We start from the raw sequence: 23703 nt of genomic DNA, 5'->3' as shown, positions 1-23703 counted from the left end.
TCTCCACCGCCGGTGACGTGTCCCGTCGTCGGCAGCGGATGCGTACTTTACGCCCCACCTTCGGCCCTGACAAGCCCTCGGCCGAAAAAATTTTCGAGATCCTCCCAAACGCCCCGTTTCACCTGGCCACTCTCGCTCTCGCGAGACGCCGACAAACCGGGTGTGGATAAACCAGAACGCCCGCCAGAAGGCGGGCGTCGGGGGACATTTCCGGCGAAGAGCCGCACTCAATGCTCGACGTCGGTATTTACCCTGTCGGGAGCCGGCTGCCCCTTGAGCTTGCGCTTGGCGGCCATCAGCGGCCCTGAAGCCACGTAGCAGCCGAACAATGCCAGCAGCATCACCGACGGCTCCAGCGAGATCACCACGAAGATCAGCACGATCGCCAGCAGCGCCACGAAGGGCACCGGGCCCTTGAGGTCAATTTCCTTGAAGCTGTAGTAGCGGATATTGCTGACCATCAGCACGCCGGCGGCCACCACGATGAAGGTCATCAGCAACTTGAAGGCGTAGGCCTCGATCTCGAAGCTGTGGAAGACCCACACGCAACCGGCCACCAGGGCCGCCGCCGACGGGCTCGGCAGGCCGATGAACCACTTCTTGTCGGTGGAACCGAGCTGGACGTTGAAGCGCGCCAGCCGCAGGGCCGCACCGGCCACGTACACGAAGGCGGCGATCCAGCCGATCTTGCCGACATCCTGCAGAATCCACGAGAAGGCCACCACCGCCGGCGCCACGCCGAAGGAGAGCATGTCGGCCAGGCTGTCGTATTCCGCCCCGAAGGCGCTCTGGGTGTTGGTGAGCCGTGCCACACGGCCATCCAGACCGTCGAGCACCATCGACACGAAGATGGCGATGGCCGCCGCGGCGAAGTCGCCGTTGATGGCCGCCACCACGGCGAAGAATCCCGAGAACAGCGCCGAGGTCGTGAACAGGTTGGGCAGCAGGTAGATCCCGCGGCGCCTGACCTTCTTGCCATTCTCGACGGTTTCCTCGACGACATCGGTCTCCCGGGCGAACTCGGAAAACTCGGACTCGGCCGAGGTCGGGGGCGTTGAAGCGTGCGTATCCTGTTGAGGCTCTTGGGTCATAAAGTCTCGTTCCGTTGCCAGCATCCGGCATGAGCGCGCATTCTACACCCTGCCGCCCCTAACGATAGGCTCACTCGCCCGCCCATCGCCACCCGGGAAACGCCAGAGGCGCGGAAATCCGCGCCTCTGGAGATGCTGCCTGTCGTTCGGAAACGCTCAGTTCTTGCTCTTGTCGACCAGCTGGTTGGCGGCGATCCACGGCATCATCGCACGCAGCTTCTCGCCGACCTGCTCGATCGGATGCTCGGCGTTGAGACGACGGCGGGCATGCATCGACGGGTAGTTGGTATTGCCTTCCTGGATGAACATCTTGGCGTACTCGCCGCTCTGGATGCGCTTGAGTGCATTGCGCATCGCCGCACGCGACTCGTCGTTGATGACCTCCGGGCCGGTGACGTACTCGCCGTACTCGGCGTTGTTGGAGATCGAGTAGTTCATGTTGGCGATGCCGCCTTCGTACATCAGGTCGACGATCAGCTTGAGCTCGTGCAGGCACTCGAAGTAGGCCATTTCCGGGGCATAGCCGGCTTCGGTCAGGGTCTCGAACCCGGCCTTGACCAGCTCGACGGCGCCGCCGCAGAGCACGGTCTGCTCACCGAACAGGTCGGTCTCGGTCTCGTCGCGGAAGGTGGTCTCGATGATGCCGGTACGACCACCGCCGATCGCCGCGGCGTAGGACAGGGCGATTTCCTTGGCCTGGCCAGAGGCATTCTGCTCGACGGCGATCAGGTCGGGGATGCCGCCGCCACGGGTGAACTCGGAGCGCACGGTGTGACCCGGCGCCTTGGGCGCGATCATGATCACGTCCAGGTCGCTGCGCGGCACGATCTGGTTGTAATGGATGTTGAAGCCGTGGGCGAAGGCCAGCGTCGCGCCCTGCTTGAGGTTGGGCTCGATCTCGTTCTCGTAGATGGCCTTCTGGTTCTCGTCCGGCGCCAGCACCATGACGATGTCGGCCTCGCGGCTGGCGTCGGCCACGCTGGCCACCTTGAGGCCGGCACCCTCGGCCTTGGCCGCGGAGGAGGAGCCCTTGCGCAGGGCGACGGTCACGTCGACGCCGGACTCCTTCAGGTTGTTGGCGTGGGCATGGCCCTGGGAGCCGTAACCGACGATGGCCACCTTCTTGGCCTGAACGAGCGACAGGTCGCAATCTTTGTCGTAGTAAACGCGCATGGGGAAACTCCGTGATATCGAGCGAGTAAAGGATTGCGTCAGCGTTGATGGCCCGCCGTCTAGCGCGGCGTGGTGGACCGGTCGACCGCAGTGCGGGCGCCGCTCCTTGTGTCTGGAGACACGATACGGCAGGCACTGCGTTGCGTAAAACGCTATATTTGCAACATTTCAATTCACCAGGTGCAATACGCCATGGACCTGCGCCCCCTCAGGCACTTCCTCGCCCTGGCCGAGACCCTGCACTTCGGCCGCGCCAGCGACGCCTGCCACGTCAGCCCCTCGACGCTCAGCCGCACCATCGCCCAGCTCGAGGCCAGCCTCGGCGTGTCGCTGTTCGAGCGCGACAACCGTCGCGTGGCACTGACCCGCGAGGGCCGCCTCTTCCAGCAGTACGCCCGTGACACCCTGGAACAGTGGGCCCTGCTGCGCCAGACACTGATGGAGCAGAGCGGCGAACTGACCGGCGAGATCAGCATCTACTGCTCGGTCACCGCCAGCTACAGCTTCCTCTACGAGCTGCTCAGCGAGTTCCGCCTGCGCCACCCGCGCATCGAGCTCAAGCTGCACACCGGCGACCCGGCCGACGCCATCGGCCGGGTCATCGGCGGCGACGAGGACATGTCGATCACCGCCCGTCCCGAGGCGCTGCCCGGGTCGCTGGCCTTCAAGCCCATCGCCACCTCGCCGCTGGTGTTCATCGCCCCCAGCGAGCCCGCCGACTGGGTGCCCTCGCCCGACAGCCCGCCGGCGCAGTGGGCGACGACGCCGATGATCCTCTCCGAGTCGGGGCTGGCCCGCGATCGCACCGATGCCTGGTTTCGCCGCTTCGGCATCAAGCCGCGCATCTACGCCCAGGTCGCCGGCAACGAGGCGATCGTCAGCATGGTCGGGCTGGGCTTCGGCGTCGGCGTGGTGCCGCGGATCGTGCTCGACAACAGCCCGCTGGCCGATCGCGTGCGGATCCTCGAGGTCACGCCGCGCCTGGCGCCCTATGACGTCGGCCTGTGCGTGCTCGAGCGCAAGCTGCGCCACCCGCTGATTCACGCGCTCTGGCAGCAGATCCCCGACACCCCGGCAACAAAAAGCCGCCCCCGGAGGGACGGCTCGACGAACCTCGGCGCGGGCGATGCACCTAGAGGCTGAGCACCTTGTCGCCCCGGGAGATTCCCGAGACGCCGGTGCGGGCCACTTCCAGCACACCGATCGGGCTCATGGCCTGCAGGAAGGCGTCCAGCTTGGCGGCATCACCGGTGATCTGCACGGTGTAGACGCTCGGCGTGACGTCGACGATCTGCGCGCGGAAGATGTCCACGGTACGCTTGACCTCGTCACGCTGCGCGCCCAGCGCCTTGACCTTGACCAGCATCAGCTCGCGCTCGACGTGATTGCCCTCGGTCAGGTCGACCAGCTTGACCACGTCGATCAGCTTGTTGAGATGCTTGGTGATCTGCTCGATCACCCGATCGTCGCCCACGGTGGTCACCGTCAGGCGCGACAGGGTGGCATCGTCGGTCGGCGCCACGTTCAGCGACTCGATGTTGAAGTTGCGCTGGGAGAACAGCCCCACCACGCGGGACAGGGCGCCGGGTTCGTTTTCCATCAGGATCGAGATGATATGGCGCATCAGGTCCGCTCCGTCTTCGAAAGCAGCATGTCACGCATGGAGCCCAGGGGCACCTGCATCGGGTAGACGTGCTCGCGCGGGTCGACATAGACATCGAGGAACACCAGTTCGTCCTTGTCGGCGAACGCCCGCTCCAGCGCCGGCAGGAGATCCTCCTCGCGCTCCACGCGAATCGCGGTGAAGCCATAGGCCTCGATCAGCTTCCCGAAGTCGGGCAGCGACTCCATGTAGGAGTGCGCATGGCGCGACTTGTAGTTCAGATCCTGCCACTGGCGGACCATGCCCAGCGACTGGTTGTTGAGGTTGACGATCTTGACGCCGACCCCGTACTGCTTACAGGTCGACAGCTCCTGCATCATCATCTGGAAGCTGCCCTCGCCGGTGATGCAGACCACGTCATCGTCCGGGTAGTTCTGCTTGATGCCCATCGCCGCGGGGAAGCCGAAGCCCATGGTGCCCAGCCCGCCCGAGGTGATGAAACGGTTGGGCTTGTCGAACTTGTAGTACTGCGCGGCGAACATCTGGTGCTGGCCGACATCGGTGGTGACGAACGCCTCGCCGCGGGTGACCTCGCAGATCGCCTCGATCACCTGCTGCGGCTTGAGCGGCTCGCCCGGTGCGGCCGGCTCGTAGAGCTTGCCACGGCGCTCGTCGCGCCAGCCGTCGATGCGTTCCCACCACTCGGTCAGCGCCTCGGGATTGGCCGGCTCGCGCCCCTGGACCAGGCTGATCATCTCGCTGATGACGCTCCCCGCCGGGCCGACGATCGGCACGTCGGCGCGCACGGTCTTGGAGATCGAGCTGGGATCGATGTCGACGTGGACGATCTTGGCCGTGGGGCAGAACTTGGAGGTATTGTTGGTCACCCGGTCATCGAAGCGCGCGCCGATGGCGACGATCAGGTCGGCATGGTGCATGGCCATGTTGGCTTCGTAGGAGCCGTGCATGCCCAGCCAGCCCAGCGACTGGCGGTCGCGCTGCGGATAGGCACCGATGCCCATCAGCGTGGTGGTGATCGGATAGCCCAGCCGCTGCACCAGATCGGTCAGCGCCTCGCTGGCGTCGCCGGTGACCACGCCGCCGCCGGTGTAGAACACCGGGCGCCGGGCCTTGAGCATCAGCTCCACGGCCTTCTTGATCTGGCCGGTGTGCCCGCGGGTGACCGGGTTGTAGGAGCGCAGCTTGACCTTCTTCGGATAGACGTACTCGTAGCGCTCGGTGGGGGCGGTCATGTCCTTGGGAATGTCCACCACCACCGGGCCCGGCCGCCCGGAGGCCGCCAGATAGTAGGCCTTCTTGAGGACCGTCGGGATCTCGGTCGGGTGCTTGATGATGAAGCTGTGCTTCACGATCGGCCGGGTCACGCCGACGATGTCGGTTTCCTGGAAGGCATCCTCGCCGATCAGGTGGCTGGCGACCTGCCCGCACAGCACCACCATGGGAATCGAGTCCATGTAGGCGGTGGCGATGCCGGTGACGGTGTTGGTCGCGCCGGGGCCGGAGGTCACCAGTACGGTGCCGGGCTTGCCGGATGCCCGCGCATAGCCGTCGGCGGCGTGGGTCGCGGCCTGTTCGTGGCGCACGAGGATGTGCTTGACGGCATCCTGACGGAACAGCGCATCGTAGATGTGCAGCGCTGCCCCTCCCGGATAGCCATAGATGTATTCAACGCCCTCATCCTTAAGGAAGCGGGCGATCATGTCGGCGCCGGAAAGCAATTCCACAGTGTGTCTCCCCTGGAGGTCTCGAGTGCCTTGTCGCCACCCCGGCAAGGGTCGCGAAAGTCGAGTGCGGCGGTATGCCGCTGCCGGCCCGCGGCCGGCACCTGATGCCAAACCCTGGCGTTCTTCGGCCCGGATGGGGCCTGCACTCTGCACCGCGACGGATCGCCGCGTCGGGGGTTGGGCCAGGCAAGGCGGTTAACCCGTGCCCGGAAGTCCTTACAGGGCGAGTAGAGGCCGAAACGCCTACCCGTCACGCGGCGTTGGGGGATCGCCCGCTGAAGCCACGTCCCTTGCTCAGGAACCGTCAAGATTCCAATAGCCGGATAACCATGTCAACCACGGCGGCCTTTGCGGTGGCGGATTGCCCGGCCCGGAACATGAAAAGGCCCCGCCTTCCCGGGGGAAGACGGGGCCTCGGTGCGACGCGCCGAATGAATGCTTACTTGGCGAAGGCCAGGTGACCATCCTCGGTGGTGACACGAACGGTATCGCCCGGGACGAAATGCCCGGCCAGCAGCTCCTGGGCCAGCGGGTTCTCCAGCCGGCTCTGGATCGCCCGCTTGAGCGGCCGCGCCCCGAACACCGGGTCGAAGCCGACCACCGCCAGCTGGGCCATGGCGTCGTCGGAGACTTCCAGCCCGATGTCGCGTTCGGCGAGCCGGTCACGCAGCCGCTGCAGCTGGATCGCCGCGATCTGCTGGATCTGCTCCTGCCCCAGCGGGTGGAACACCACCACCTCGTCGATGCGGTTGATCAGCTCGGGCCGGAACTGCTGCCCGACCACCTCCATCACGGCGTCCTTCATCCGCGTGTAGGCGTCCTCGCCCTCGCCGGCCAGGCGCTGGATCAGGTCGGAGCCCATGTTGGATGTCATCACGATCACCGTGTTGCGGAAGTCCACGGTACGCCCCTGGCCATCGGTCAGCCGGCCATCCTCGAGCACCTGCAGGAGGATGTTGAAGACATCCGGGTGGGCCTTCTCGACCTCGTCGAGCAGCAGCACCGAATAGGGCTTGCGGCGCACCGCCTCGGTCAGGTAGCCACCCTCCTCGTAGCCGACATAGCCGGGAGGGGCACCGATCAGCCGCGCCACGGAGTGCTTCTCCATGAACTCGGACATGTCGATGCGCACCATCGCCTCCTCGGTGTCGAAGAGGAAGCTGGCCAGCGACTTGCACAGCTCGGTCTTGCCCACCCCAGTGGGGCCGAGGAACAGGAAGGAACCGTTGGGCCGGTGCGGGTCGGCGAGCCCGGCGCGCGAGCGGCGCACGGCGTCGGCGACCGCCTTGACCGCCTCGTCCTGGCCGATCACCCGCTCGTGCAGCGCGTCCTCCATGCGCAGCAGCTTGTCGCGCTCGCCCTCGAGCATCTTGGCCACCGGGATGCCGGTCCAGCGCGACACCACCTCGGCGATCTCCTCCTCGGTGACGTTGGAGCGCAGCAGCTGGTGGCTCGAGGTATCGCCCTCGGCCTCGCTGGACTCGGCGATCTTCTTCTCCAGCGACGGAATCACCCCGTACTGCAGCTCGGACATGCGGCCCAGGTCACCCTGGCGGCGCGCCGCCTCGAGATCGATGCGCGCCTGCTCCAACTCGGCCTTGAACTGCGCCGCGCCCTGGATGCTGGCCTTCTCGGCCTTCCACACCTCGTCGAGGTCGGCGTACTCGCGCTCCAGCTCGTCGATCTGGGCCTCGAGGTTCTCGAGCCGCTTGCGGGAGGCCTCGTCGGTCTCCTTCTTGAGCGCCTCGCGCTCCATCTTGAGCTGGATCAGCCGGCGGTCGAGACGGTCCATCTCCTCGGGCTTGGAGTCGAGCTCCATGCGGATCCGCGAGGCCGCCTCGTCGATCAGGTCGATCGCCTTGTCGGGCAGCTGGCGATCGGTGATGTAGCGCTGCGAGAGCTTGGCCGCGGCGATGATCGCGCCGTCGGTGATGTCCACCCCGTGGTGGACCTCGTAGCGCTCCTTGAGGCCGCGCAGGATGGCGACGGTGTCCTCCTCGCTGGGCTCGTCGACCAGCACCTTCTGGAAGCGGCGCTCCAGGGCGGCATCCTTCTCGATGTACTGGCGATACTCGTCGAGCGTGGTGGCGCCTACGCAGTGCAGCTCGCCGCGCGCCAGGGCGGGCTTGAGCATGTTGCCGGCGTCCATCGAGCCCTCGGCCTTGCCGGCGCCGACCATGGTATGCAGCTCGTCGATGAACAGGATCACCCGGCCCTCTTCCTTGGCGAGCTCGCTGAGCACCGCCTTGAGGCGCTCCTCGAAATCGCCGCGGAACTTGGCACCGGCCAGCAGCGCGCCCATGTCCAGCGACAGCACGCGCTTGTCCTTGAGCCCCTCGGGCACCTCGCCATTGACGATGCGCTGGGCCAGGCCCTCGACGATGGCGGTCTTGCCCACCCCGGGCTCGCCGATCAGCACCGGGTTGTTCTTGGTGCGCCGCTGCAGCACCTGGATGGTGCGGCGGATCTCGTCGTCGCGGCCGATCACCGGGTCGAGCTTGCCCTCGCCGGCACGCGCGGTGAGGTCGAGCGTGTACTTGTCGAGCGCCTCGCGGTTCTCCTCGGCACCGGCGTCGTCCACCGCCTGGCCGCCGCGCAGGCTGTCGATGGCCGCCACCAGTGCCTTCTTGTTCAGGCCAGCCTGGGTCAGCACCTTGGTGATGCGCTGATTCATCTCCAGCGCCGCGAGCAGCACCAGTTCGCTGGCGATGTACTGATCGCCGCGCGCCTGGGCCTCGCGGTCGGCGAGGTTGAACAGCCGCGCCAGATCCTGGCTCATGGTCACGTTGCCGTCGAACTGGCCGACGCTGGGCAGGTTGTCGAGGTATTCGGCCAGGCCGTCGCGCAGCTTGGCGACATCGCCACCGGCCTTCTGCACCAGGCCCTTGATGCCGCTGTCGCCGGCGTCGAGCAGCGCGGCCAGCACATGCCCGGGGTCGAGCTGGTTGTGGCTGCGTCCCACCGCCAGGGACTGGGCCTCGGCCAGGGCGTTCTGCAGCTTGCTGGTCATGCGGTCGATTCGCATCGAAAATCCTCCATTGGGGGCAATGGCGCGGTCGGACGCGCCACGCGGCCCTTGTCCGTGTTGACACTATCAATGGAGGTATGCTGGGCGAGTTTCAAGTCACCGGCATGGCGATGCACGGCGGGCTTGATGCGGATCAAGCCCGGACGGGATTCAGCGCAGCCAGATCACGCTGGCCATGCGACCGGTGACGCCGTCATCGCGGCGGTGGGAGTAGAAGCGCGATTCGCAGGCGGTGCAGAAGTGGCCGCCGCTGACCTGCGCGAGCCCCAAGCGCTCGAGGCGCAGCCGGGCGAGTTTGTAGAGGTCCGCCATGTAGTGGCCGAGCCGATAGGGGCTGGGCTCGAAGGCCTCCTCGGCCTCGGCCTGGAACGCCACGAAGGCGTCCCGGACCTCGTGGCCCACCTCGAACTGGGCATTGGAGATGGCCGGCCCCAGCCAGGCCATCAGCTCCGTGGGCGCAATGCCCAGCGCGGCCACGCTGGCTTCCAGCACGCCGCCGGCCAGCCCGCGCCACCCGGCGTGCGCCACGCCGACGCGGGTACCGCGCCGATCGCAGAAGAACACCGGCAGGCAGTCGGCGGTCAGCACCACGCAGGCATGGCTCGCGTCGCCGGCGACCGCCGCATCGGCGCGCGGCGCTCGCTCGGCATACGCGGGCCGGTAATCCTGGACGACATTGGCGCCGTGCACCTGCTCGAGCCACAGCAGCGCCCGCGGGTCGCCGATCTCCTCGGCCAGCAGGTCGCGGCAGCGCTGCACGTCCCGCGGGTCGTCGCCGACGTGCAGGGCCGGATTGAAGGCCGCGAACGGCCCGCGGCTGGGCCCGGTCTCGCGGGTGGTGACGAAGGCGCCGACGGTGGCCGGGGCCGGCCAGTCCGGCAACAGCAGGGTCGGACGCTCGCTCATGAACTCTCCTCCTGGTCGGCCCGCAGGCCATCCAGCAACAGCCACAGGTCATCCGGCAGCTCGGCGCGCAGGGTCAGCGTCTCGCCGCTGTCGGGATGGATGAAAGCCAGCTTGCGGGCATGCAGGGCCTGGCGCGGGAAGTGGCGCAGCAGCTCCTTGAGCGACTCGCCGGCGCCCGCGGGCAGCTTGAGCCGCCCCCCATAAAGCGCATCCCCCACCAGCGGAAAGCGCTGGTGGGCCAGGTGCACGCGAATCTGGTGGGTGCGCCCGGTCTCCAGCCGGCAGCGCACATGCGTGTGGCCGCGGAAGCGCTCCACCACCCGGTAGTGCGTCACCGCCGGCTTGCCGGAGACGTGGACCGCCTGGCGCTTGCGGTCCCGCGGGTGGCGGCCGATGGGCGCATCGACCGTGCCCCCGGCGGTCATCACCCCGGTCACCACCGCGTCGTACTCCCGCGAGACCGTGCGCGCCTGGAGCTGCTCGACCAGCGCGGTCTGGGCGGCCAGGGTCTTGGCCACCACCATCAGCCCGGTGGTGTCCTTGTCCAGACGATGCACGATGCCAGCCCGGGGAACGGCGGCCAGCGCCGGGCGATGGTGCAGCAGGGCGTTGAGCAGCGTGCCATCGGGATTGCCGGCGGCCGGGTGCACCACCAGGCCCGCGGGCTTGTTGACCACCAGCACCGATTCATCCTCGTGGACGATGTCCAGCGCGATGGCCTGGGGCGTCCAGCGCACCTCGTCCTCGAGCACCGTCTCCAGCACCAGCCGCTCGCCGCCGACCACCTTGTCCTTGGGCCGGGCCCGGGCGCCGTCGACGGTCAGTTCGCCGCGCTTGATCCAGCTCTTGAGCCGCTCGCGGGAAAAGTCGGGCAGCAGCTCGGCGGCGGCCTGGTCCAGACGCAGGCCGACCATCGTCTCGGGGATACGCGCGTCGCGGTGCAGAGTCTCTGACATAGCTTGCCGAATGCCTGTAGCGGGAGTGGACGTGGGGTTTTCCCGGCAAGGCCTGTCCCCGCCGGTGGCGTGTGCTTTATAGTGTGGTGCTTTGACTGGTGACCGAATTCGACCGATTCTACCACGGCCCCAGACGATTGCCCGAGACGAGGATGACGATGCGTGTTGCTTCCCTGGCCGCCCTGGCCCTGACTGCCACCCTGCTGGCCGGCTGTGCCAGTACCGAGGTATCCCCCGAGCTGCAGGAAAAGGAGCTTTACCAGAAGGCCCAGTCATCGCTCGACACCCATCATTACAACGACGCCGTCAAGCAGCTCGAGGCGCTGGACACCCGCTATCCGTTCGGCCGCTACGCCGAGCAGGCCCAGCTCGAGCTGATCTACGCCTACTACAAGGTCACCAACTGGGAAGCTGCCCGGGCCGCCGCCAGCCGATTCATCCGCCTGCATCCGGATCATCCCCAGGTCGACTACGCCTACTACCTGCGCGGCCTGGCCGCCTACGAGGCCGGGCGCTTCAGTCTCGAGAGCCTGGAGATGATCGACATCTCCAAGCGTGACCTCGGCGCCACGCGCGATGCCTACGTCGACTTCAGCGAACTGGCGCGTCGCTTTCCCGACAGCCCCTACGCCGCCGACGCCCGTCAGCGGGTGATCTATCTGCGCAACGTGCTGGCGCGCCACGAGCTGCAGATCGCCGACTTCTACCTGCGCAAGGGCGCCTACGTGGCCGCCGTGGAGCGCGGCAAGTGGGTGCTGGAGCACTACCCGCGCACCCCGGCCACCCGCGACGCCCTGGCCACCATGGTGGAGGGCTATCTGGGGCTCGACATGCGCGACCGCGCCCGCGAGGTCCTCAAGACGCTGATCGACAACGACCCGAACAACGACCGGCTCGACGGCACCACCTTCGAACCGAAGTACGTCGACGCCAAGCCGCTGACGCTGTAAGGGCTTCGGGCTTCGGGCTTCGGGCTTCGGGCTGCAAGACTAAGCTCCAAAACCCAGAACACCTCCCTGGACCATGCCAGTGGAGGTGTTCTGCGTTTCGTCGCCCGCGGCCCGAGGCCGGACTCTCTATTCGCCGGTCTGCTTATTCGCCGGGCTGCCAGCGATTGACGATCGGGTAGCGCCGGTCGCGGCCGAACCCGCGTGACGTCACCCGCACACCGACCGGCGCCTGACGGCGCTTGTACTCGTTGCGATCGACCAGCTTGACTACCTTGTAGACGGCCTCGCGGTCGAAGCCGGCGTCGATGATCGCCTCGGCACTCATGTCGCCCTCGATGTAGCGCTCGAGAATCGCATCCAGCACGTCGTAGCCGGGCAGCGAGTCGCTGTCCTGCTGGTCCGGCGCCAGCTCGGCGGAGGGCGGGCGGGTGATGACCCGCTCGGGGATCACCGGCTCCTGCGCGTTGCGCCACGTCGCGAGGCGATAGACCCAGGTCTTGTAGACATCCTTGAGCGCGTTGTAGCCGCCGACCATGTCGCCGTAGAGCGTGGCGTAGCCCACCGCCATCTCGCTCTTGTTGCCGGTGGTCAGCACCATCAGGCCCTTCTTGTTGGAGATCGCCATCAGCAGCACGCCGCGACAGCGTGACTGCAGATTCTCCTCGGTGGTGTCCTGCGGGGCGCCGGCGAAGCTCTGCGCGAGCGTCTCGTCGGCCGCCTCGACCATCGACACGATCGGCAGCACCTCGTAGTGCACGCCCAGCCGCCGGGCCTGCTCGGCGGCGTCCTCGCGGGAGATGTCGGCGGTGTAGTGATAGGGCATCATCACCGCCTGGACCCGGTCCGGGCCCAGCGCATCCACCGCGATGGCCAGCGACAGCGCCGAGTCGATGCCGCCCGACAGGCCCAGTACCACACCCTTGAAGCCGCTCTTGTTGACGTAGTCGCGCACCCCGGTGACCAGCGCGCAGTAGAGGCTCTCCTCGGCATCGAGCAGCGGCTCGATCTCGCCCGCCTCCGGCCGCCAGCCCTGTGCCTCGCCGAGAAAGCGCACCGGCATCAGGCCGGCCTGCCAGTGCGGGGCACGCACCTGCAGCTCGCCGGCGGCATCGACCACCAGCGAGCCGCCATCGAAGACCAGCTCGTCCTGACCGCCGACCTGGTTGGCGTACACCACCGGGCGCTGCACCTCGCGGGCCCGGTCGGCGAACAGCGACAGCCGCTCGGCCGGCTTGTCGCGGTGATAGGGCGAGGCGTTCAGGGTCACCAGGATGTCGGCGCCGGCATCCCGGGCACGCCGGACCGGCGCGCCGTCCCACAGGTCCTCGCAGATCAGGATCCCCAGGCGAGCCCTGCCATGCTCGATCACCAGCGGCGCATCGCCGGGCGTGAAGTAGCGGTGCTCGTCGAACACCAGGTAGTTGGGCAGCGACTGCTTGGCGTACTCGCCCAGCCACTCGCCGTTGTAGAGCACGCCGGCCAGATTGAAGTAGCCATCCTCGCGTCGGCCGGGATAGCCGATGATCACCATCACGTCGCGGGCGACCTTCTCGGCCATGCGCTCCCGGGCCGCCGCCAGCCGCGTCTCCATCGAGGGGCGCAGCAGCAGATCCTCGGGCGGGTAGCCGGTCAGGAACAGCTCAGGAAAGACCACCACATCCGCCTTGTGCTCGATGCGGGCCTCGCGCACCGCCTCGATGGCCCGATCGGCGTTACCGGGTATATCGCCCACCAACGGGTCCAGCTGGGCCATTACCAGGGTCAAGTCTTGCATGGCTGGGTCATTCCTCGAATCACGGTCATGGACGGACGGGGCAGGCTGCCCGATAGGCAGGCGCAGTCGCTTCCCTTACACTACCCCATTGACGCCATTGTCCCGCATGGATCGCCGCCTGCAAAGCACCGGCCCATCCGGCGGGGGAGCCACGGGATGAACCTCTTGATCATACGCCTGATCATCTTCGCGGTCCTGTTCTGGGCCGGCCTCAAGCTCTATCGCCTGTACCGCCAGTGGCGGCTCGACCAGGACGACGCCAGCCGGCCGCGCACCATCGACGACGGCCGCATGGTGCGCTGCGCCTACTGCCGGGTGCACCTGCCCGAGTCCGACGCCATCCGCCGCGACGCCCTGTGGTTCTGCAACGAGTCCCACCACGCGCGCTTCCTCGAGGAGCAGCAGCCCAAGGGTTGAGCGCCAAGCGGCTCAGCCCAGCCGGTAAGGAGCGGGGTCGACGATCGGCTCCCGCCCCAGCAGCTCGTCCACCAGCAGGTGGGTCGACGCCGGCGCCAGCACCAGACCGTTGCGGAAATGGCCGGCGTTGACGTAGAGGTTGGCGAGCCCCGGCACCGCACCGATCATCGGCACCCCGTCCGGCGAGCCGGGACGCAGCCCCGCCCAGTGGTGCTCGACCTCGCAGTCGGCCAGCGCCGGAATGATGCGGATCGCGCTGTCCCGCAGCGAGGCGCGCGCCGACTCGCTGGTCGAGGTATCGAAACCGGCTTCCTCGAGGGTCGAGCCGGCCAGCACCCGCCCGTCGCCCCGCGGGATCACGTAGCGCCCGTCGAGCAGCACCACCCGCTCCACCAACCCCGGCGGCGCCCTGAACAGGATCATCTGCCCCTTCACCGGCCGCACCGGCAGCTCGACGCCCGCACTCGCCAGCAGGCCGGCGCTCCACGCCCCGCCGCAGACGATGACCCGCTCGGCCGACCAGCGCCCCTGCTCGCTGTCCACCCCCGTGACCCGCCCGTCGGCGACGCGCAGCCCGGTGACGGTCACGTCCTCCTCGAGCGTCACCCGCGGCATGGCCGCCAGCCGCGCCCGCAGCGCCTGGCCCAGCCGCGGGTTGCGGATGCTGCCGAGGGTCGGCATCCACAGCGCATCGCCAAAGCCCGGCGCCGCCTGCGGCTCCTTGCGATACAGGAAGTCGGCGTCAACCCGCTCCAGCGGCTTGCCCACCTCGCGCGCCCAGTCCATCGCCCGCGCCTCGTCTTCGACGCCCAGGTACAGCAGCCCCTTCTGGCGATACTCGGGATCGATGCCGGTCTCCTCCAGCAGGCGCAGGGCCAGTTCGGGATAGAAGCCCTCCGAGTAGCGCGACAGCGCCGAGATCGGCCGGCTGTAGCGCCACGGGTAGAGCGGCGAGACGATACCGCCGCCGGCCCAGGAAGCCTCGCCGCCGCACTGGCCACGTTCGAGCACGGTCACGTCATGGCCGGCATCGGCCAGTTGCAGCGCCGTCATCATGCCGATGACGCCGCCGCCGATGATGAGGAAATCTCTCACGTGAATATCCGCTTTTTCTTACAGAAATTTAGAAAACAATAGATATTGTCATAGTTGACTTAGCCCCAACGCACACGAAGGCAGGGCGACATGAGAGTCAACCAACAACCTGGCTTCACACTGATAGAACTCATTGTTACATTGGCGGTATTGCTTATAACACTGAGCTGGGCAGTTCCTGCCTTTGAAAGGCTAGTTGCCCGAAATGCGATTGCCTCGGATATTGCCCGGCTCAGAACAGCAGTGGCCTTGGCCCGGAATACAGCCGTCACCCGAGAAACCACCATTTCCTTGTGCCCAAGTCCAGACCAGAAGAGATGCACCGGGAACTGGTCTGCTCCGTTACTCGTCATACAAGGCCCGTTCGATGGCGACCATATTTCCGCAAGCACCAAGATTTTAAAGGTCATGCCGGAAGGAGCCGTATCGAATGTGAAATTCAGAAACAATTACCGCTGGCTCCGCATAGCCGCCTCGGGGTGGCCAAGAGGATACAATGGCACATTCAATCTTTGCGATAAAAGCGGCGAATCAGCCGCCTTGGTCATGAGCAACACCGGTAGGCTTCGCTTGGGCGGCAGCGCGCAATGTGACAACTAGAAACAGTCATCGACATTGCCGGTACCCGCGATGTACCGCTGCCCAGTTTGGTCGATCGACAACTTGCCACACTCCTTATCTGGTGCCTGAGCCCCCTTGGGTATTGCTTCAATAATAAACGTCTGAGACTTCGGCTGCTTATCAGCAAACTTCACATCATAGCGGTTTTCATTGGACAGCTCGGAAACACACTGATTGGACGGCAGAGGCTGCTTGTTACCTGACACCAAATAAGACATGTTCGAGGTATAACGACGCTCCATCCCCTGGGCCAATTCCGCCAGGCAGGCCACGGCACGCCCCCGCCACGTATCTGTGACGTACCTTTGATAGCTAGGATAAGCGATCGCCGCCAGAATCGCGATTATTGCAACCACGATCATCAACTCTATTAAAGAAAAACCTTGTTGCCTAGCACTGTAAGACTGGCTCATCCTGTTCACGCGGCCTCTTCTATTAGTTGAATACCTGTCGCCAAGACTGGCGCCCGGTTGCACCCGGCGAAGCCTTGGTATGCGTACCGCCACCATTACCACCAACAGTACCAGCCAACACGTCCTCACCGTTTTGTGGATCATTAACCGTCACCTGCGACTCTCCGCTGCCGAGCTGCAACCCCGCAACAACCTGAACATTACCGGCCTGATCCGTGATATTGTCACCAGCATCAATCTCTTCATCGCCATTAACATCGAAAAAGGCTCGTGTCCCACTGCCACCGGTATCAATACGCAGGCTGTAGACATAGCCATTGACACCCGCAGAACATTGCCCAAAGAGTGGCACCAATGTCGAAAACAAAGCACGTTGATGGTAAATACCCGTAGGCAGTGACGGCATAGAGACCATGCGCTCTCCCTCCGGCAATTCCAGATACCAGCCCCGTTGAGTGGCAGCCACAGGGTAATTGGAAACGCCACGGACCGTTTGACCATTCAAGGTGCTATTAATCGTAACGGACTGCTTGACCAGATTAGGGCTGGCAGCATCCACTGGCTCCGAGTCCGCACTTACTCGATCTTCTAATCCGTAAAGACGCTGTATATTCCGATCACTACGGTCGCCGACAAACTGAAAACTCCCGGTTCCAAAAAGCACCATGAGAATACTGGGGTTGCCGGGCTTGAATTCCAGCTGGGGAGGCGCGGTAATAGGCTGAGAGGGATTTCCTTGGAGCAATTTTACAGGCTTACTGTGCAAATCATTCAGATCAAAGCGCCACACGTTCCCCTGTTGGTCTCCGGCATAGGCAAAGGTGCTGACTTCCTTGTAATCAGGCCAGCGAGTCGCGCTAGGTGGTGCCAAACCATTAGGGTCCTTAGGCCTGTCGGCTTTGGTATCGAAGCGTTTGATGAGATCTCCGCTTAGCAGGTCTACCACGAAAAGGCTTGCCCGCCCGGAAACGCTATTGTAGCCATTCCCAAACAATGCAACCCAGCGCGGCTCCCCCTGATAAGTGATCCGGGAGATGGCAGGGCGAGTGACGCCCTCGCCTAGATGAGGGTTAGAGAACTCCCAAAGCACAGCCTCGGGCCCAATATCACCCGGATTACTGACATCGATCGCAAAAACACTTCGCCCCCCGCCTCCCATGGTCCCGACCACCACGGCCTGTGGCCCACCACCTATCTTCACGTTACGTGCCACAGCCGACCCATCGACGAAGTATCGATGAACATAACTGGGTCGCATCAACGATGCGATGGGTGGAGCTTGACCGGAAGGAGCGGTCACAAGTTCACTCGGAAGATAGGCGAATAGCTCTTTACCAGTATCCGCAGAAAAGCCATGTAGCATCCCGTCATTAGCGCCTACAAACACCATGCCGGGCCGGCTATCATTTTGGCGCGAAGAAAGCAAGAAGGGAGCACTATTAACGATATCCCCGAGTAGATTAGGAACTTTTTGACCCTCGGGGGTTCGGTCACGCAGACCCTCTACGTCCACACCCTTCAACCAACGTATCTGATTGATATCCAAATCGCTACTCTGGGTAGTCAACTCCGCCCCCGCTCCCGCTTGCGAGGTAAGCAGCAATCGTTCTTTTGGCGACTGCTTACGCAACATTGCCTCAGCATCCCATAATAGCTTTTTTTTACCACCGGGGAGTAATTGATATCCTTGAAACCGCCCTGACCAATCAGTACTACGAAACCCAGCAGTAAACATTCGACTATTTTCATCAATGGAGTCTCCATTGACCGCAACCGGTACCACCGAAGCTTCATCTTGCGCAACGATAGTGCCGAGCACATCATCCAGTCCTTTAACAAAGGACTGGGGATCTCCAGCATTAAAAAAGCCACCATGACCGTTAACCGAGGCATGCAAGAGGTCATCCAAGCGTGCCCGATCAGCTCTTTTCGTATCACCACTATTAAAATCGGCTGCGCTGGGCCAATTGACTTCCTGCCCCGAGGCCACCGCCTGCCAAGCGCTGTCGGGGTTGATATTGCCCTCCACGCCGAAGCCGATGCCGAATGTACTCATGTGCTGCCAAAAGGCCGGATCCTGGCCATTGACAGGCACGTTGTTGGCCAGCTTTTCCCGTAGATCGTGTTTCCAATAATACATGGCAACATCAGCCAGGGTAGCACTGACATCATCGCTATAGGGTGCATTGGCTGGATAGCGATAGCCTTGCCCGCCGGGTCCTTCTATTGCAGGGCCGGACTCTCCATCTGAGTTATCGATCTCGTCAGGATTGCCACCACTCCAATAACCATCGGTCATTAGTAGCGCATAATTGGCGCGACATGACTGGAAATCAGTAGACTGCTTGGAGCTGGGGTCATCACGCCAGGGTTCACTCTGCTTTGCAAAGTAATTCCCACTACGCTGCAAGCCTAAGCGCAGAGGGGTGCCATCCGCAGGCACATCATGTGTATAGAGTCGTTCAAAGAATTTTTCCCGCCCTTCACCACTGAACGCCCTGACCCCGGCTACCACCTCTCCTTCGCTTACATCCTCGTTGCTATTGAGAGTATCGAAACCTACTCGAACTGACTCACCCAGTTGCGAAAAGGCTTCACCGATTCCTGCACGAGCAGCTAATGTCCGTGACCGGTAGTACGTATACCAATTGGCAAAGTTTTGGATCTCTTCTGAATAACTGCAACTTGGCTCAGTGGCACCAGCATTGCTACAGTCACTACGATTCGCACGACCCTCTCCTTTAAAAGGTGCATTGGCCGGGCGAATTTCTACGCGCCGATAATTTCTTGTATCACCGTACCCTCCCCCTAGGTAAGTATAGTATACCGCTGGAAAGAAGGACTCATGTGTTCTATATGAACAAAACAAGAAAGCACACTCTACCTGATAGTAGCATTGAGAAGGGCCATCAGCGGTTGCCGAGTCGCACGCTAGCCAACGGTCTGCCGTCTGCGTTGTCCACGCAGTCAAGTCTCGCCCCCCCAAAGTGACCCGTCTAGGGTTATGAGGGGCATTGTTGGGATTCGCAGGCGCCATTCTGCTGCCATCTGCCTTGACCCAGGGCAAGTAAGTAACGGACGGATTATAGTACAGGGCATTTGCCTGAGGAGAACGACTGTATGAATTATAAACATTGTCCACATCAAAGGTGGGAACGTTATTCGAGTATTCTCCCGCGCCAAGACCTGATTCATAGACACCCCTCGACCGCGGATAGATAAATCGTGCATCACCGACTATATGTGACTCTGGCATCACCTCAAACCGCATTGAGCCTGAATCATCGATAACGAACATCAAGTTAGGATCGACACGAACGCCTACAGACAGAGGGGTCGTAGCCAAATCAGTAGCGCCAGCATTTAAAGAAAAACCCAATAACCAAAAAAATCTTATCAGAAAGCGCATGACTAGCTACCCCTTACTCATGAACGACATCTCACTCATCAGGAACATACCAACTTTGCAAAATAACCTGACTGTTAGGTGAGCCACCATAGCCTATCGCAGTAATCTGATAAATAGGCTTTGGATTAGTATCATCATCGCCTTCCCCTGCTTGCCCTTCGAGGCCACTCGGATGCCAAATATGGTACTGAGGATTGCTACTCAACCGGCTATCGCCTAAAGCATAGGTATTGACCTTGCTACCTGGAGCCCACGCTTCATCGTGAATGCCGTTACCTTTTTTTGCCTGCCCTTCAGCCCAACGCAAGGTCGCTTCTGCCGCCTGGAAGGCCATGTCGTGATCACGCTGGTTGCCGACCATATTTTCTTGCAACGTTGCACTTTGTATAGACGACAGCCCCAAAAGGCTCAAAATCAACAAGAAAATTAGCGAGACGATGAGCACAATACCTTGCTGAGACCGCTTCGCTGAAAACACCATTACACGCACTGGCATTATCGCTCCCCCACCAACCGGTTGCGCAAAGCCACCGTCGAGGTGAAACCCCGATAAAGCCTCAGGTCGCCAGGTGGAGCCGTAAAGTCGATGTCGCCTACCTGGACGTGGGCCGGGCTTTCCAATACACGACCAGCGGACGACCGCACAAGCAGACTGATCCTGACCGCCGCGACATCATCCCAGCGGCTCGCACCGGGCGTCGATTGATACTGACCATCCACAAGATAGCGCAGCTGCATATCGACGACTGGACTGACCAGCGTTTCGCTTTTTCCCGAGACTAAATCCAACCGGCGTAACGCAGGCTCCTGCCGGGGAGAATCCCAACCAACATAGTAGAGGTCGCCGACTGGTTCACCGATCCACGTTGCATCCTGCGGAAAACTAAACGAAAAACCTTGCGGCGCACGGAAACGGCCGTCTTCCGTCGTTTCCGCCACCTCGCAGCGATTTTGAAAGACGAAAGCCAAAAGATCCCCACTACTTAAGTTTTCTCCACCCGCAACCGCGACATCACGCTTCCCCGCCACAATGGAAGCACTCAAGGCGATATTGGCTGGATCCGCAGCATGGTGGATCAACAAGATATTTCCCGCCTGATAATCCCCGGGGCTGATACGCTGAGTATAACCATCGCTTGAAGAGCGGTCTTGCCAGCCCATTACGGAATCAAAGCGATCGTTGGGGAAGAGATCTTTCTTTAGGCTAGAGCTCATATTGATAATCAACGACCCCTCTGCCCCAGCCTCGCCCTGGCAGGCAGGAGGAAAACCGGCATGGCGAAGTTCACGCTGAAACACATTCAGTAGAAAGCGTCCATTTTCCTGCACACTGGCTACTGCTTGCTCAAGACGGTGCGTTCTTTGTGAAGCACTGAACAACTGATATATGCCCGCAGTAATCAAAAGCCCCAAAACCAAGGCAATCATCAGCTCGACGAGGGTCACTCCCCGTTGCCGTTCTGGCGGTGCTGATGGAAGCGAACTCATGGATACACCTCCGTCACAAAAGACTGTAAATTGCCATTAAGCCGTGGCGAAGTGTTCCATTGAACCGTAATTGTCACCTGCTCGTTTTTAATGACTACACTACCATCCCCATTGGGTAGCGCTGTATCCAAGTCATCAAGCCAACCTGCAAGATCTCTCTTGGCCAAGCTTCCACCTTCTGGAGCACCTGCATCCATGCCGATCGCATAACTTGCGATCTGATCCGGATTGGCACGTAGCCGGTCCCCTAGGTCGTAGGCGAGGGCAACAGCCTGCCCTCGCCAATATGCCTCTTGTACCAGGGCCATGGACTTGGTCTGTAGGGCTACGACACCCAGGACACCGATTGACAACACAAGGAGCGCTACCAGCACCTCAAGTAGCGATACGCCCGCTTGGCGAGAAGCATTCATGGGCAGGCCCCTATTGATCGGATACCGCCACTGGGCAAGGCCTGAATCGCTTGACTGATTCCACTACCACTGACTGCAATGCATTGCGCACTACCGGATGCTAGCTCTCCAAGAGGATTGAACATGATAGGGCCATCGCCCGTGGCACTGACGGAGCCACTGCCGAAACGGTACTGATGCAGGGTAGAGCCGTTAGCGATTGCCGTGGTGAGCTGCCAGCCAGCACTGAAATCACCATCACATTTATCGATTCCGCACAGCACTATCTGCTGGTTTCTCTTGATCGCTTCGCTACGGGCCAAGCGCAGGGCTGTATTGAGATTGACAGTCGAGGTCGACAGGCGGTTCTCACGTATCAAGCCCGAAAAACTCGGCACGGCGATGCCAGATACGATAGCGATCAGAGCTATCGTCACGAGCAGCTCGATCAGTGTGAAGCCTCCCTCGATATTCAGAGGGCGGGGCTTGAAGCGGCGCATAGGCACGACCATGGAACAGTCCCCCTGAAACACTATGATACAGAATGGCGAGAAAGTCTCACAAAAAAGTCGGGCCGAAGCCCGACTCTAGAACGATCCCGCGTTGAAACCTACCCGCTGACGATGACCTGTTCTCTCAGCTCCCGCGGCATGGAAAAGGTGATCGTCTCTTCCTGACCGACGAGTTCCTCGGGCGCCTCGGCGCCCAGCTCGCGCAACCGGGCGATCACGCCTTCCACCAGTACCTCGGGGGCGCTGGCGCCGGCGGTGATACCCACGGTCCCGATGCCGTCGAGCCAGGCCTCGTCGATCAGGCCGGCATCGTCGATCAGCCGCGCCGGGGTACCCATGCGCTCGGCGAGTTCGCGCAGGCGGTTGGAGTTGGAGCTGTTGACGCTGCCCACCACCAGCACCAGATCGGACGCGGCGGCCAGTTCGCGCACGGCGTCCTGACGGTTCTGGGTGGCGTAGCAGATGTCGTCCTTGCGCGGCCCGTCGATGGCGGGAAACTTGGCGCGCAGGGCATCGATCACCCGTGCCGTATCGTCCATCGACAGCGTGGTCTGGGTGACGAAGGCCAGTAGTTCGGGATCCTTGACCTCCAGCGAGGCCACGTCGTCGGCGTCCTCGACCAGATAGATGGCACCGCCGTGGGAGGTGTCGTAACGCCCCATGGTGCCTTCCACCTCGGGATGGCCGGCGTGGCCGATCAGGATGCACTCCTGGCCACGCTTGGCATAACGCAGCACTTCCATGTGCACCTTGGTGACCAGCGGGCAGGTGGCGTCGAAGACCTTGAGCCCGCGGCGCTCGGCCTCCTGTTGCACGGCGCGCGAGACACCGTGGGCGGAGAAGATCACGGTGACGTCGTCGGGCACCTCGTCGAGCTCGTCGACGAAGATGGCGCCCCGCTCGCGCAGGCTTTCCACCACGTAGCGGTTGTGCACCACCTCGTGGCGCACGTAGATGGGCGGGCCGAGCACGTCGAGCGCCCGGTCGACGATGTCGATGGCGCGATCGACGCCGGCACAGAAGCCGCGGGGGTTGGCCAGCTTGATCTGCATGAAGGGCCTCGCTTGATACGCCGCGTATCGTGAAGAAATGGGACAGCGGGGATGGTCAATGAGTCGTGGCGGGACGCACGTCGATCACCTCCACCGCGAAGGTCAGGGTACGCCCCGCCAGCGGATGGTTGAAGTCGACCTCGACGCGCTTCTCGCCGATCTCGGCGATCACCCCCGGCAGCTCGCCGCCGGCCGGGTCGGCGAAGGACATCACCAGCCCTTCCTCCAGCTCGTCGGTGTCCTCGAAGCTGTCGCGAGGGATCGACTGCACGTTCTGCGGGTTGTGCTGGCCGAAACCGTGCTCGGGGGTGATGGTGAAGCGCCCCGACTCGCCGGCGGCCATCCCCTGGATGGGCTGCTCGAAGCCCGGCGGCAGGTTGCCGTCGCCCACCTGGAAGGTGGCCGGCTGCTTGTCTCGGGTGGAATCGACCACCGTGCCGTCCTCGAGTTCGAGGGTGAAGTGCAGGGTGACTTCCATGCCGTCACCGATCCGATAGTCGCTCATGCTCGCAGACTCGCTATGCAGAATGTCACGCCCGGGCGCGCCGGGCGTCACGCAGGGATTCGACGATCAGCCCCAGCGCCCCCAGGGTGATCGCGGTATCGGCCAGGTTGAAGGCGGGGAAGTAGTGGCTTCCCCAGTGGAAGGACAGGAAGTCCACCACGTAGCCGTGCACCAGCCGGTCGTAGAGATTGCCCAGGGCGCCGCCGATGATCAGCGCCAGCGCGGCGGCCAGCCAGGTCTCGCCGCGCTTCAGGCGGGTCAGCCACACGGTCAGGCCCGCGCTGGCCCCGACCGCGATCAGCGCGAACAGCCAGCGCTGCCAGCCGTCGTGGCCGGCCAGGAAGCTGAACGCCGCGCCGGGATTGTGCAGCAGGGTCAGGTTGAACACCGGCAGCACCTCGACCGGCCGGGCGTAGGTCAGCAGCGCACTGGCCAGCAGCTTGCTGCCCAGGTCGAGGATGATCACCAGCGCCGACAGCAGCAGCCAGCGCAACGGTTGCCGCATGGGCACGGCCTCGCCTTCGCGACGCGTCATCGCCTGCTCCTTCACGAGGAAATCCCCCTGGACTCGAT

At 63.2% G+C, this 23703-nt stretch carries 22 protein-coding genes; 4 read left to right on the top strand and 18 right to left on the bottom strand.

The features are described from left to right. Positions 1 to 227: 227 nt before the first annotated feature. Together pssA and ilvC are read right to left on the bottom strand one after the other, a co-directional pair. Positions 228 to 1091 carry a CDP-diacylglycerol--serine O-phosphatidyltransferase gene (pssA, locus tag G7A98_RS15635; protein WP_163650607.1) on the bottom strand — a complete coding sequence of 288 codons (864 nt, stop codon included), beginning with the start codon at positions 1089 to 1091 and terminating at the stop codon, positions 228 to 230. A 156-nt stretch (positions 1092 to 1247) separates the two neighbouring features. Further along, positions 1248 to 2264: a ketol-acid reductoisomerase gene (ilvC, locus tag G7A98_RS15630; protein WP_163650606.1), complete on the bottom strand. Its 1017-nt coding sequence runs from the start codon at positions 2262 to 2264 to the stop codon at positions 1248 to 1250. Between the two features lie 192 nt (positions 2265 to 2456). On the opposite strand from ilvC, the gene ilvY reads away from it, so the two are divergent. Further along, positions 2457 to 3407 (top strand): HTH-type transcriptional activator IlvY, encoded by a 951-nt coding sequence (gene ilvY, locus G7A98_RS15625; RefSeq protein WP_163650605.1) that lies wholly within the window; start codon positions 2457 to 2459, stop codon positions 3405 to 3407. Here the strand turns inward: ilvY and ilvN are convergent. The 5 genes from ilvN to rluD form a co-directional block, all read right to left on the bottom strand. Beyond that, complete coding sequence (ilvN, locus tag G7A98_RS15620; RefSeq protein WP_163650604.1) at positions 3397 to 3888, bottom strand: acetolactate synthase small subunit; 492 nt, start codon at positions 3886 to 3888, stop codon at positions 3397 to 3399. The genes ilvY and ilvN overlap by 11 nt on opposite strands. Next, on the bottom strand, positions 3888 to 5612 hold the full coding sequence (locus tag G7A98_RS15615; protein ID WP_163650603.1) for an acetolactate synthase 3 large subunit: 1725 nt from the start codon (positions 5610 to 5612) through the stop codon (positions 3888 to 3890). Before G7A98_RS15615 ends, ilvN begins: the two co-directional genes overlap by 1 nt. Positions 5613 to 6051: 439 nt before the next feature. Beyond that, positions 6052 to 8637 carry an ATP-dependent chaperone ClpB gene (clpB, locus tag G7A98_RS15610; protein WP_163650602.1) on the bottom strand — a complete coding sequence of 862 codons (2586 nt, stop codon included), beginning with the start codon at positions 8635 to 8637 and terminating at the stop codon, positions 6052 to 6054. 153 nt (positions 8638 to 8790) lie between these two features. Beyond that, positions 8791 to 9546, bottom strand: coding sequence for a peptidoglycan editing factor PgeF (gene pgeF, locus G7A98_RS15605; RefSeq protein ID WP_163650601.1), 756 nt, complete (start codon positions 9544 to 9546; stop codon positions 8791 to 8793). Further along, on the bottom strand, positions 9543 to 10502 hold the full coding sequence (rluD, locus tag G7A98_RS15600; RefSeq protein ID WP_163650600.1) for a 23S rRNA pseudouridine(1911/1915/1917) synthase RluD: 960 nt from the start codon (positions 10500 to 10502) through the stop codon (positions 9543 to 9545). Before rluD ends, pgeF begins: the two co-directional genes overlap by 4 nt. Before the next feature lie 158 nt (positions 10503 to 10660). On the opposite strand from rluD, the gene G7A98_RS15595 reads away from it, so the two are divergent. Next, entirely contained in the window at positions 10661 to 11452 is a 792-nt protein-coding gene (locus G7A98_RS15595; protein WP_163650599.1) for an outer membrane protein assembly factor BamD, read from the top strand. Between the two features lie 142 nt (positions 11453 to 11594). On the opposite strand, the gene G7A98_RS15590 is transcribed toward G7A98_RS15595, so the two are convergent. Continuing rightward, the gene (locus G7A98_RS15590) at positions 11595 to 13226 is read right to left on the bottom strand and encodes an NAD+ synthase (RefSeq protein WP_163650598.1); all 1632 of its coding nucleotides are present in this window, start codon (positions 13224 to 13226) and stop codon (positions 11595 to 11597) included. Positions 13227 to 13382: 156 nt separating this feature from the next. Here G7A98_RS15590 and G7A98_RS15585 point away from each other — a divergent pair, with 156 nt between their 5' ends. Beyond that, positions 13383 to 13643 carry a PP0621 family protein gene (locus tag G7A98_RS15585; RefSeq protein WP_163650597.1) on the top strand — a complete coding sequence of 87 codons (261 nt, stop codon included), beginning with the start codon at positions 13383 to 13385 and terminating at the stop codon, positions 13641 to 13643. A gap of 12 nt (positions 13644 to 13655) precedes the next feature. Here G7A98_RS15585 and thiO read toward each other — a convergent pair whose 3' ends face one another. Further along, complete coding sequence (gene thiO, locus G7A98_RS15580; protein ID WP_163650596.1) at positions 13656 to 14738, bottom strand: glycine oxidase ThiO; 1083 nt, start codon at positions 14736 to 14738, stop codon at positions 13656 to 13658. A 90-nt stretch (positions 14739 to 14828) separates the two neighbouring features. On the opposite strand from thiO, the gene G7A98_RS15575 reads away from it, so the two are divergent. Beyond that, positions 14829 to 15338, top strand: coding sequence for a GspH/FimT family pseudopilin (locus tag G7A98_RS15575; protein ID WP_129140917.1), 510 nt, complete (start codon positions 14829 to 14831; stop codon positions 15336 to 15338). On the opposite strand, the gene G7A98_RS16765 is transcribed toward G7A98_RS15575, so the two are convergent. The 9 genes from G7A98_RS16765 to lspA all read right to left on the bottom strand — a co-directional run bounded on the left by G7A98_RS16765 (position 15335) and on the right by lspA (position 23665). Next, on the bottom strand, positions 15335 to 15772 hold the full coding sequence (locus G7A98_RS16765; RefSeq protein WP_163650609.1) for a type IV pilin protein: 438 nt from the start codon (positions 15770 to 15772) through the stop codon (positions 15335 to 15337). The two genes, G7A98_RS15575 and G7A98_RS16765, sit on opposite strands and share 4 nt — an antisense overlap. A gap of 22 nt (positions 15773 to 15794) precedes the next feature. After that, positions 15795 to 19181 (bottom strand): PilC/PilY family type IV pilus protein, encoded by a 3387-nt coding sequence (locus tag G7A98_RS15565; protein WP_163650595.1) that lies wholly within the window; start codon positions 19179 to 19181, stop codon positions 15795 to 15797. Between the two features lie 31 nt (positions 19182 to 19212). Next, a complete protein-coding gene (locus G7A98_RS15560; protein WP_129140915.1) occupies positions 19213 to 19677 on the bottom strand; it encodes a pilus assembly protein in 465 nt (154 codons plus the stop codon). After that, positions 19677 to 20669 (bottom strand): PilW family protein, encoded by a 993-nt coding sequence (locus G7A98_RS15555; RefSeq protein WP_163650608.1) that lies wholly within the window; start codon positions 20667 to 20669, stop codon positions 19677 to 19679. Before G7A98_RS15555 ends, G7A98_RS15560 begins: the two co-directional genes overlap by 1 nt. Then, positions 20666 to 21082 carry a type IV pilus modification protein PilV gene (gene pilV / locus G7A98_RS15550; protein WP_129140914.1) on the bottom strand — a complete coding sequence of 139 codons (417 nt, stop codon included), beginning with the start codon at positions 21080 to 21082 and terminating at the stop codon, positions 20666 to 20668. The genes G7A98_RS15555 and pilV overlap by 4 nt, the downstream gene beginning before the upstream one ends. Continuing rightward, positions 21079 to 21573, bottom strand: a complete 495-nt coding sequence (locus tag G7A98_RS15545; protein ID WP_129140913.1) for a GspH/FimT family pseudopilin — start codon at positions 21571 to 21573, stop codon at positions 21079 to 21081. Before G7A98_RS15545 ends, pilV begins: the two co-directional genes overlap by 4 nt. A 98-nt stretch (positions 21574 to 21671) precedes the next feature. Then, positions 21672 to 22625 (bottom strand): 4-hydroxy-3-methylbut-2-enyl diphosphate reductase, encoded by a 954-nt coding sequence (gene ispH, locus G7A98_RS15540; protein WP_163650594.1) that lies wholly within the window; start codon positions 22623 to 22625, stop codon positions 21672 to 21674. A 55-nt stretch (positions 22626 to 22680) separates the two neighbouring features. After that, positions 22681 to 23130 carry an FKBP-type peptidyl-prolyl cis-trans isomerase gene (gene fkpB, locus G7A98_RS15535; RefSeq protein ID WP_163650593.1) on the bottom strand — a complete coding sequence of 150 codons (450 nt, stop codon included), beginning with the start codon at positions 23128 to 23130 and terminating at the stop codon, positions 22681 to 22683. Between the two features lie 25 nt (positions 23131 to 23155). Beyond that, entirely contained in the window at positions 23156 to 23665 is a 510-nt protein-coding gene (gene lspA, locus G7A98_RS15530; RefSeq protein ID WP_163650592.1) for a signal peptidase II, read from the bottom strand. Positions 23666 to 23703: the final 38 nt, after the last annotated feature.

This window comes from Modicisalibacter sp. 'Wilcox' (assembly GCF_010993675.1).
Taxonomy (GTDB): domain Bacteria; phylum Pseudomonadota; class Gammaproteobacteria; order Pseudomonadales; family Halomonadaceae; genus Modicisalibacter; species Modicisalibacter tunisiensis.
This window is presented reverse-complemented; position numbering and strand designations above follow the sequence as displayed.

Coding starts and splice junctions, on each gene's coding strand:
- pssA (WP_163650607.1), bottom strand. CDS start 1,091: ATGACCCAAGAGCCTCAACAGGATACGCACGCTTCAACGCCCCCGACC.
- ilvC (WP_163650606.1), bottom strand. CDS start 2,264: ATGCGCGTTTACTACGACAAAGATTGCGACCTGTCGCTCGTTCAGGCC.
- ilvY (WP_163650605.1), top strand. CDS start 2,457: ATGGACCTGCGCCCCCTCAGGCACTTCCTCGCCCTGGCCGAGACCCTG.
- ilvN (WP_163650604.1), bottom strand. CDS start 3,888: ATGCGCCATATCATCTCGATCCTGATGGAAAACGAACCCGGCGCCCTG.
- clpB (WP_163650602.1), bottom strand. CDS start 8,637: ATGCGAATCGACCGCATGACCAGCAAGCTGCAGAACGCCCTGGCCGAG.
- pgeF (WP_163650601.1), bottom strand. CDS start 9,546: ATGAGCGAGCGTCCGACCCTGCTGTTGCCGGACTGGCCGGCCCCGGCC.
- rluD (WP_163650600.1), bottom strand. CDS start 10,502: ATGTCAGAGACTCTGCACCGCGACGCGCGTATCCCCGAGACGATGGTC.
- G7A98_RS15595 (WP_163650599.1), top strand. CDS start 10,661: ATGCGTGTTGCTTCCCTGGCCGCCCTGGCCCTGACTGCCACCCTGCTG.
- G7A98_RS15590 (WP_163650598.1), bottom strand. CDS start 13,226: ATGCAAGACTTGACCCTGGTAATGGCCCAGCTGGACCCGTTGGTGGGC.
- G7A98_RS15585 (WP_163650597.1), top strand. CDS start 13,383: ATGAACCTCTTGATCATACGCCTGATCATCTTCGCGGTCCTGTTCTGG.
- G7A98_RS15575 (WP_129140917.1), top strand. CDS start 14,829: ATGAGAGTCAACCAACAACCTGGCTTCACACTGATAGAACTCATTGTT.
- G7A98_RS16765 (WP_163650609.1), bottom strand. CDS start 15,772: ATGAGCCAGTCTTACAGTGCTAGGCAACAAGGTTTTTCTTTAATAGAG.
- G7A98_RS15565 (WP_163650595.1), bottom strand. CDS start 19,181: ATGCGCTTTCTGATAAGATTTTTTTGGTTATTGGGTTTTTCTTTAAAT.
- G7A98_RS15560 (WP_129140915.1), bottom strand. CDS start 19,677: ATGCCAGTGCGTGTAATGGTGTTTTCAGCGAAGCGGTCTCAGCAAGGT.
- G7A98_RS15555 (WP_163650608.1), bottom strand. CDS start 20,669: ATGAGTTCGCTTCCATCAGCACCGCCAGAACGGCAACGGGGAGTGACC.
- pilV (WP_129140914.1), bottom strand. CDS start 21,082: ATGAATGCTTCTCGCCAAGCGGGCGTATCGCTACTTGAGGTGCTGGTA.
- G7A98_RS15545 (WP_129140913.1), bottom strand. CDS start 21,573: ATGGTCGTGCCTATGCGCCGCTTCAAGCCCCGCCCTCTGAATATCGAG.
- ispH (WP_163650594.1), bottom strand. CDS start 22,625: ATGCAGATCAAGCTGGCCAACCCCCGCGGCTTCTGTGCCGGCGTCGAT.
- fkpB (WP_163650593.1), bottom strand. CDS start 23,130: ATGAGCGACTATCGGATCGGTGACGGCATGGAAGTCACCCTGCACTTC.
- lspA (WP_163650592.1), bottom strand. CDS start 23,665: ATGACGCGTCGCGAAGGCGAGGCCGTGCCCATGCGGCAACCGTTGCGC.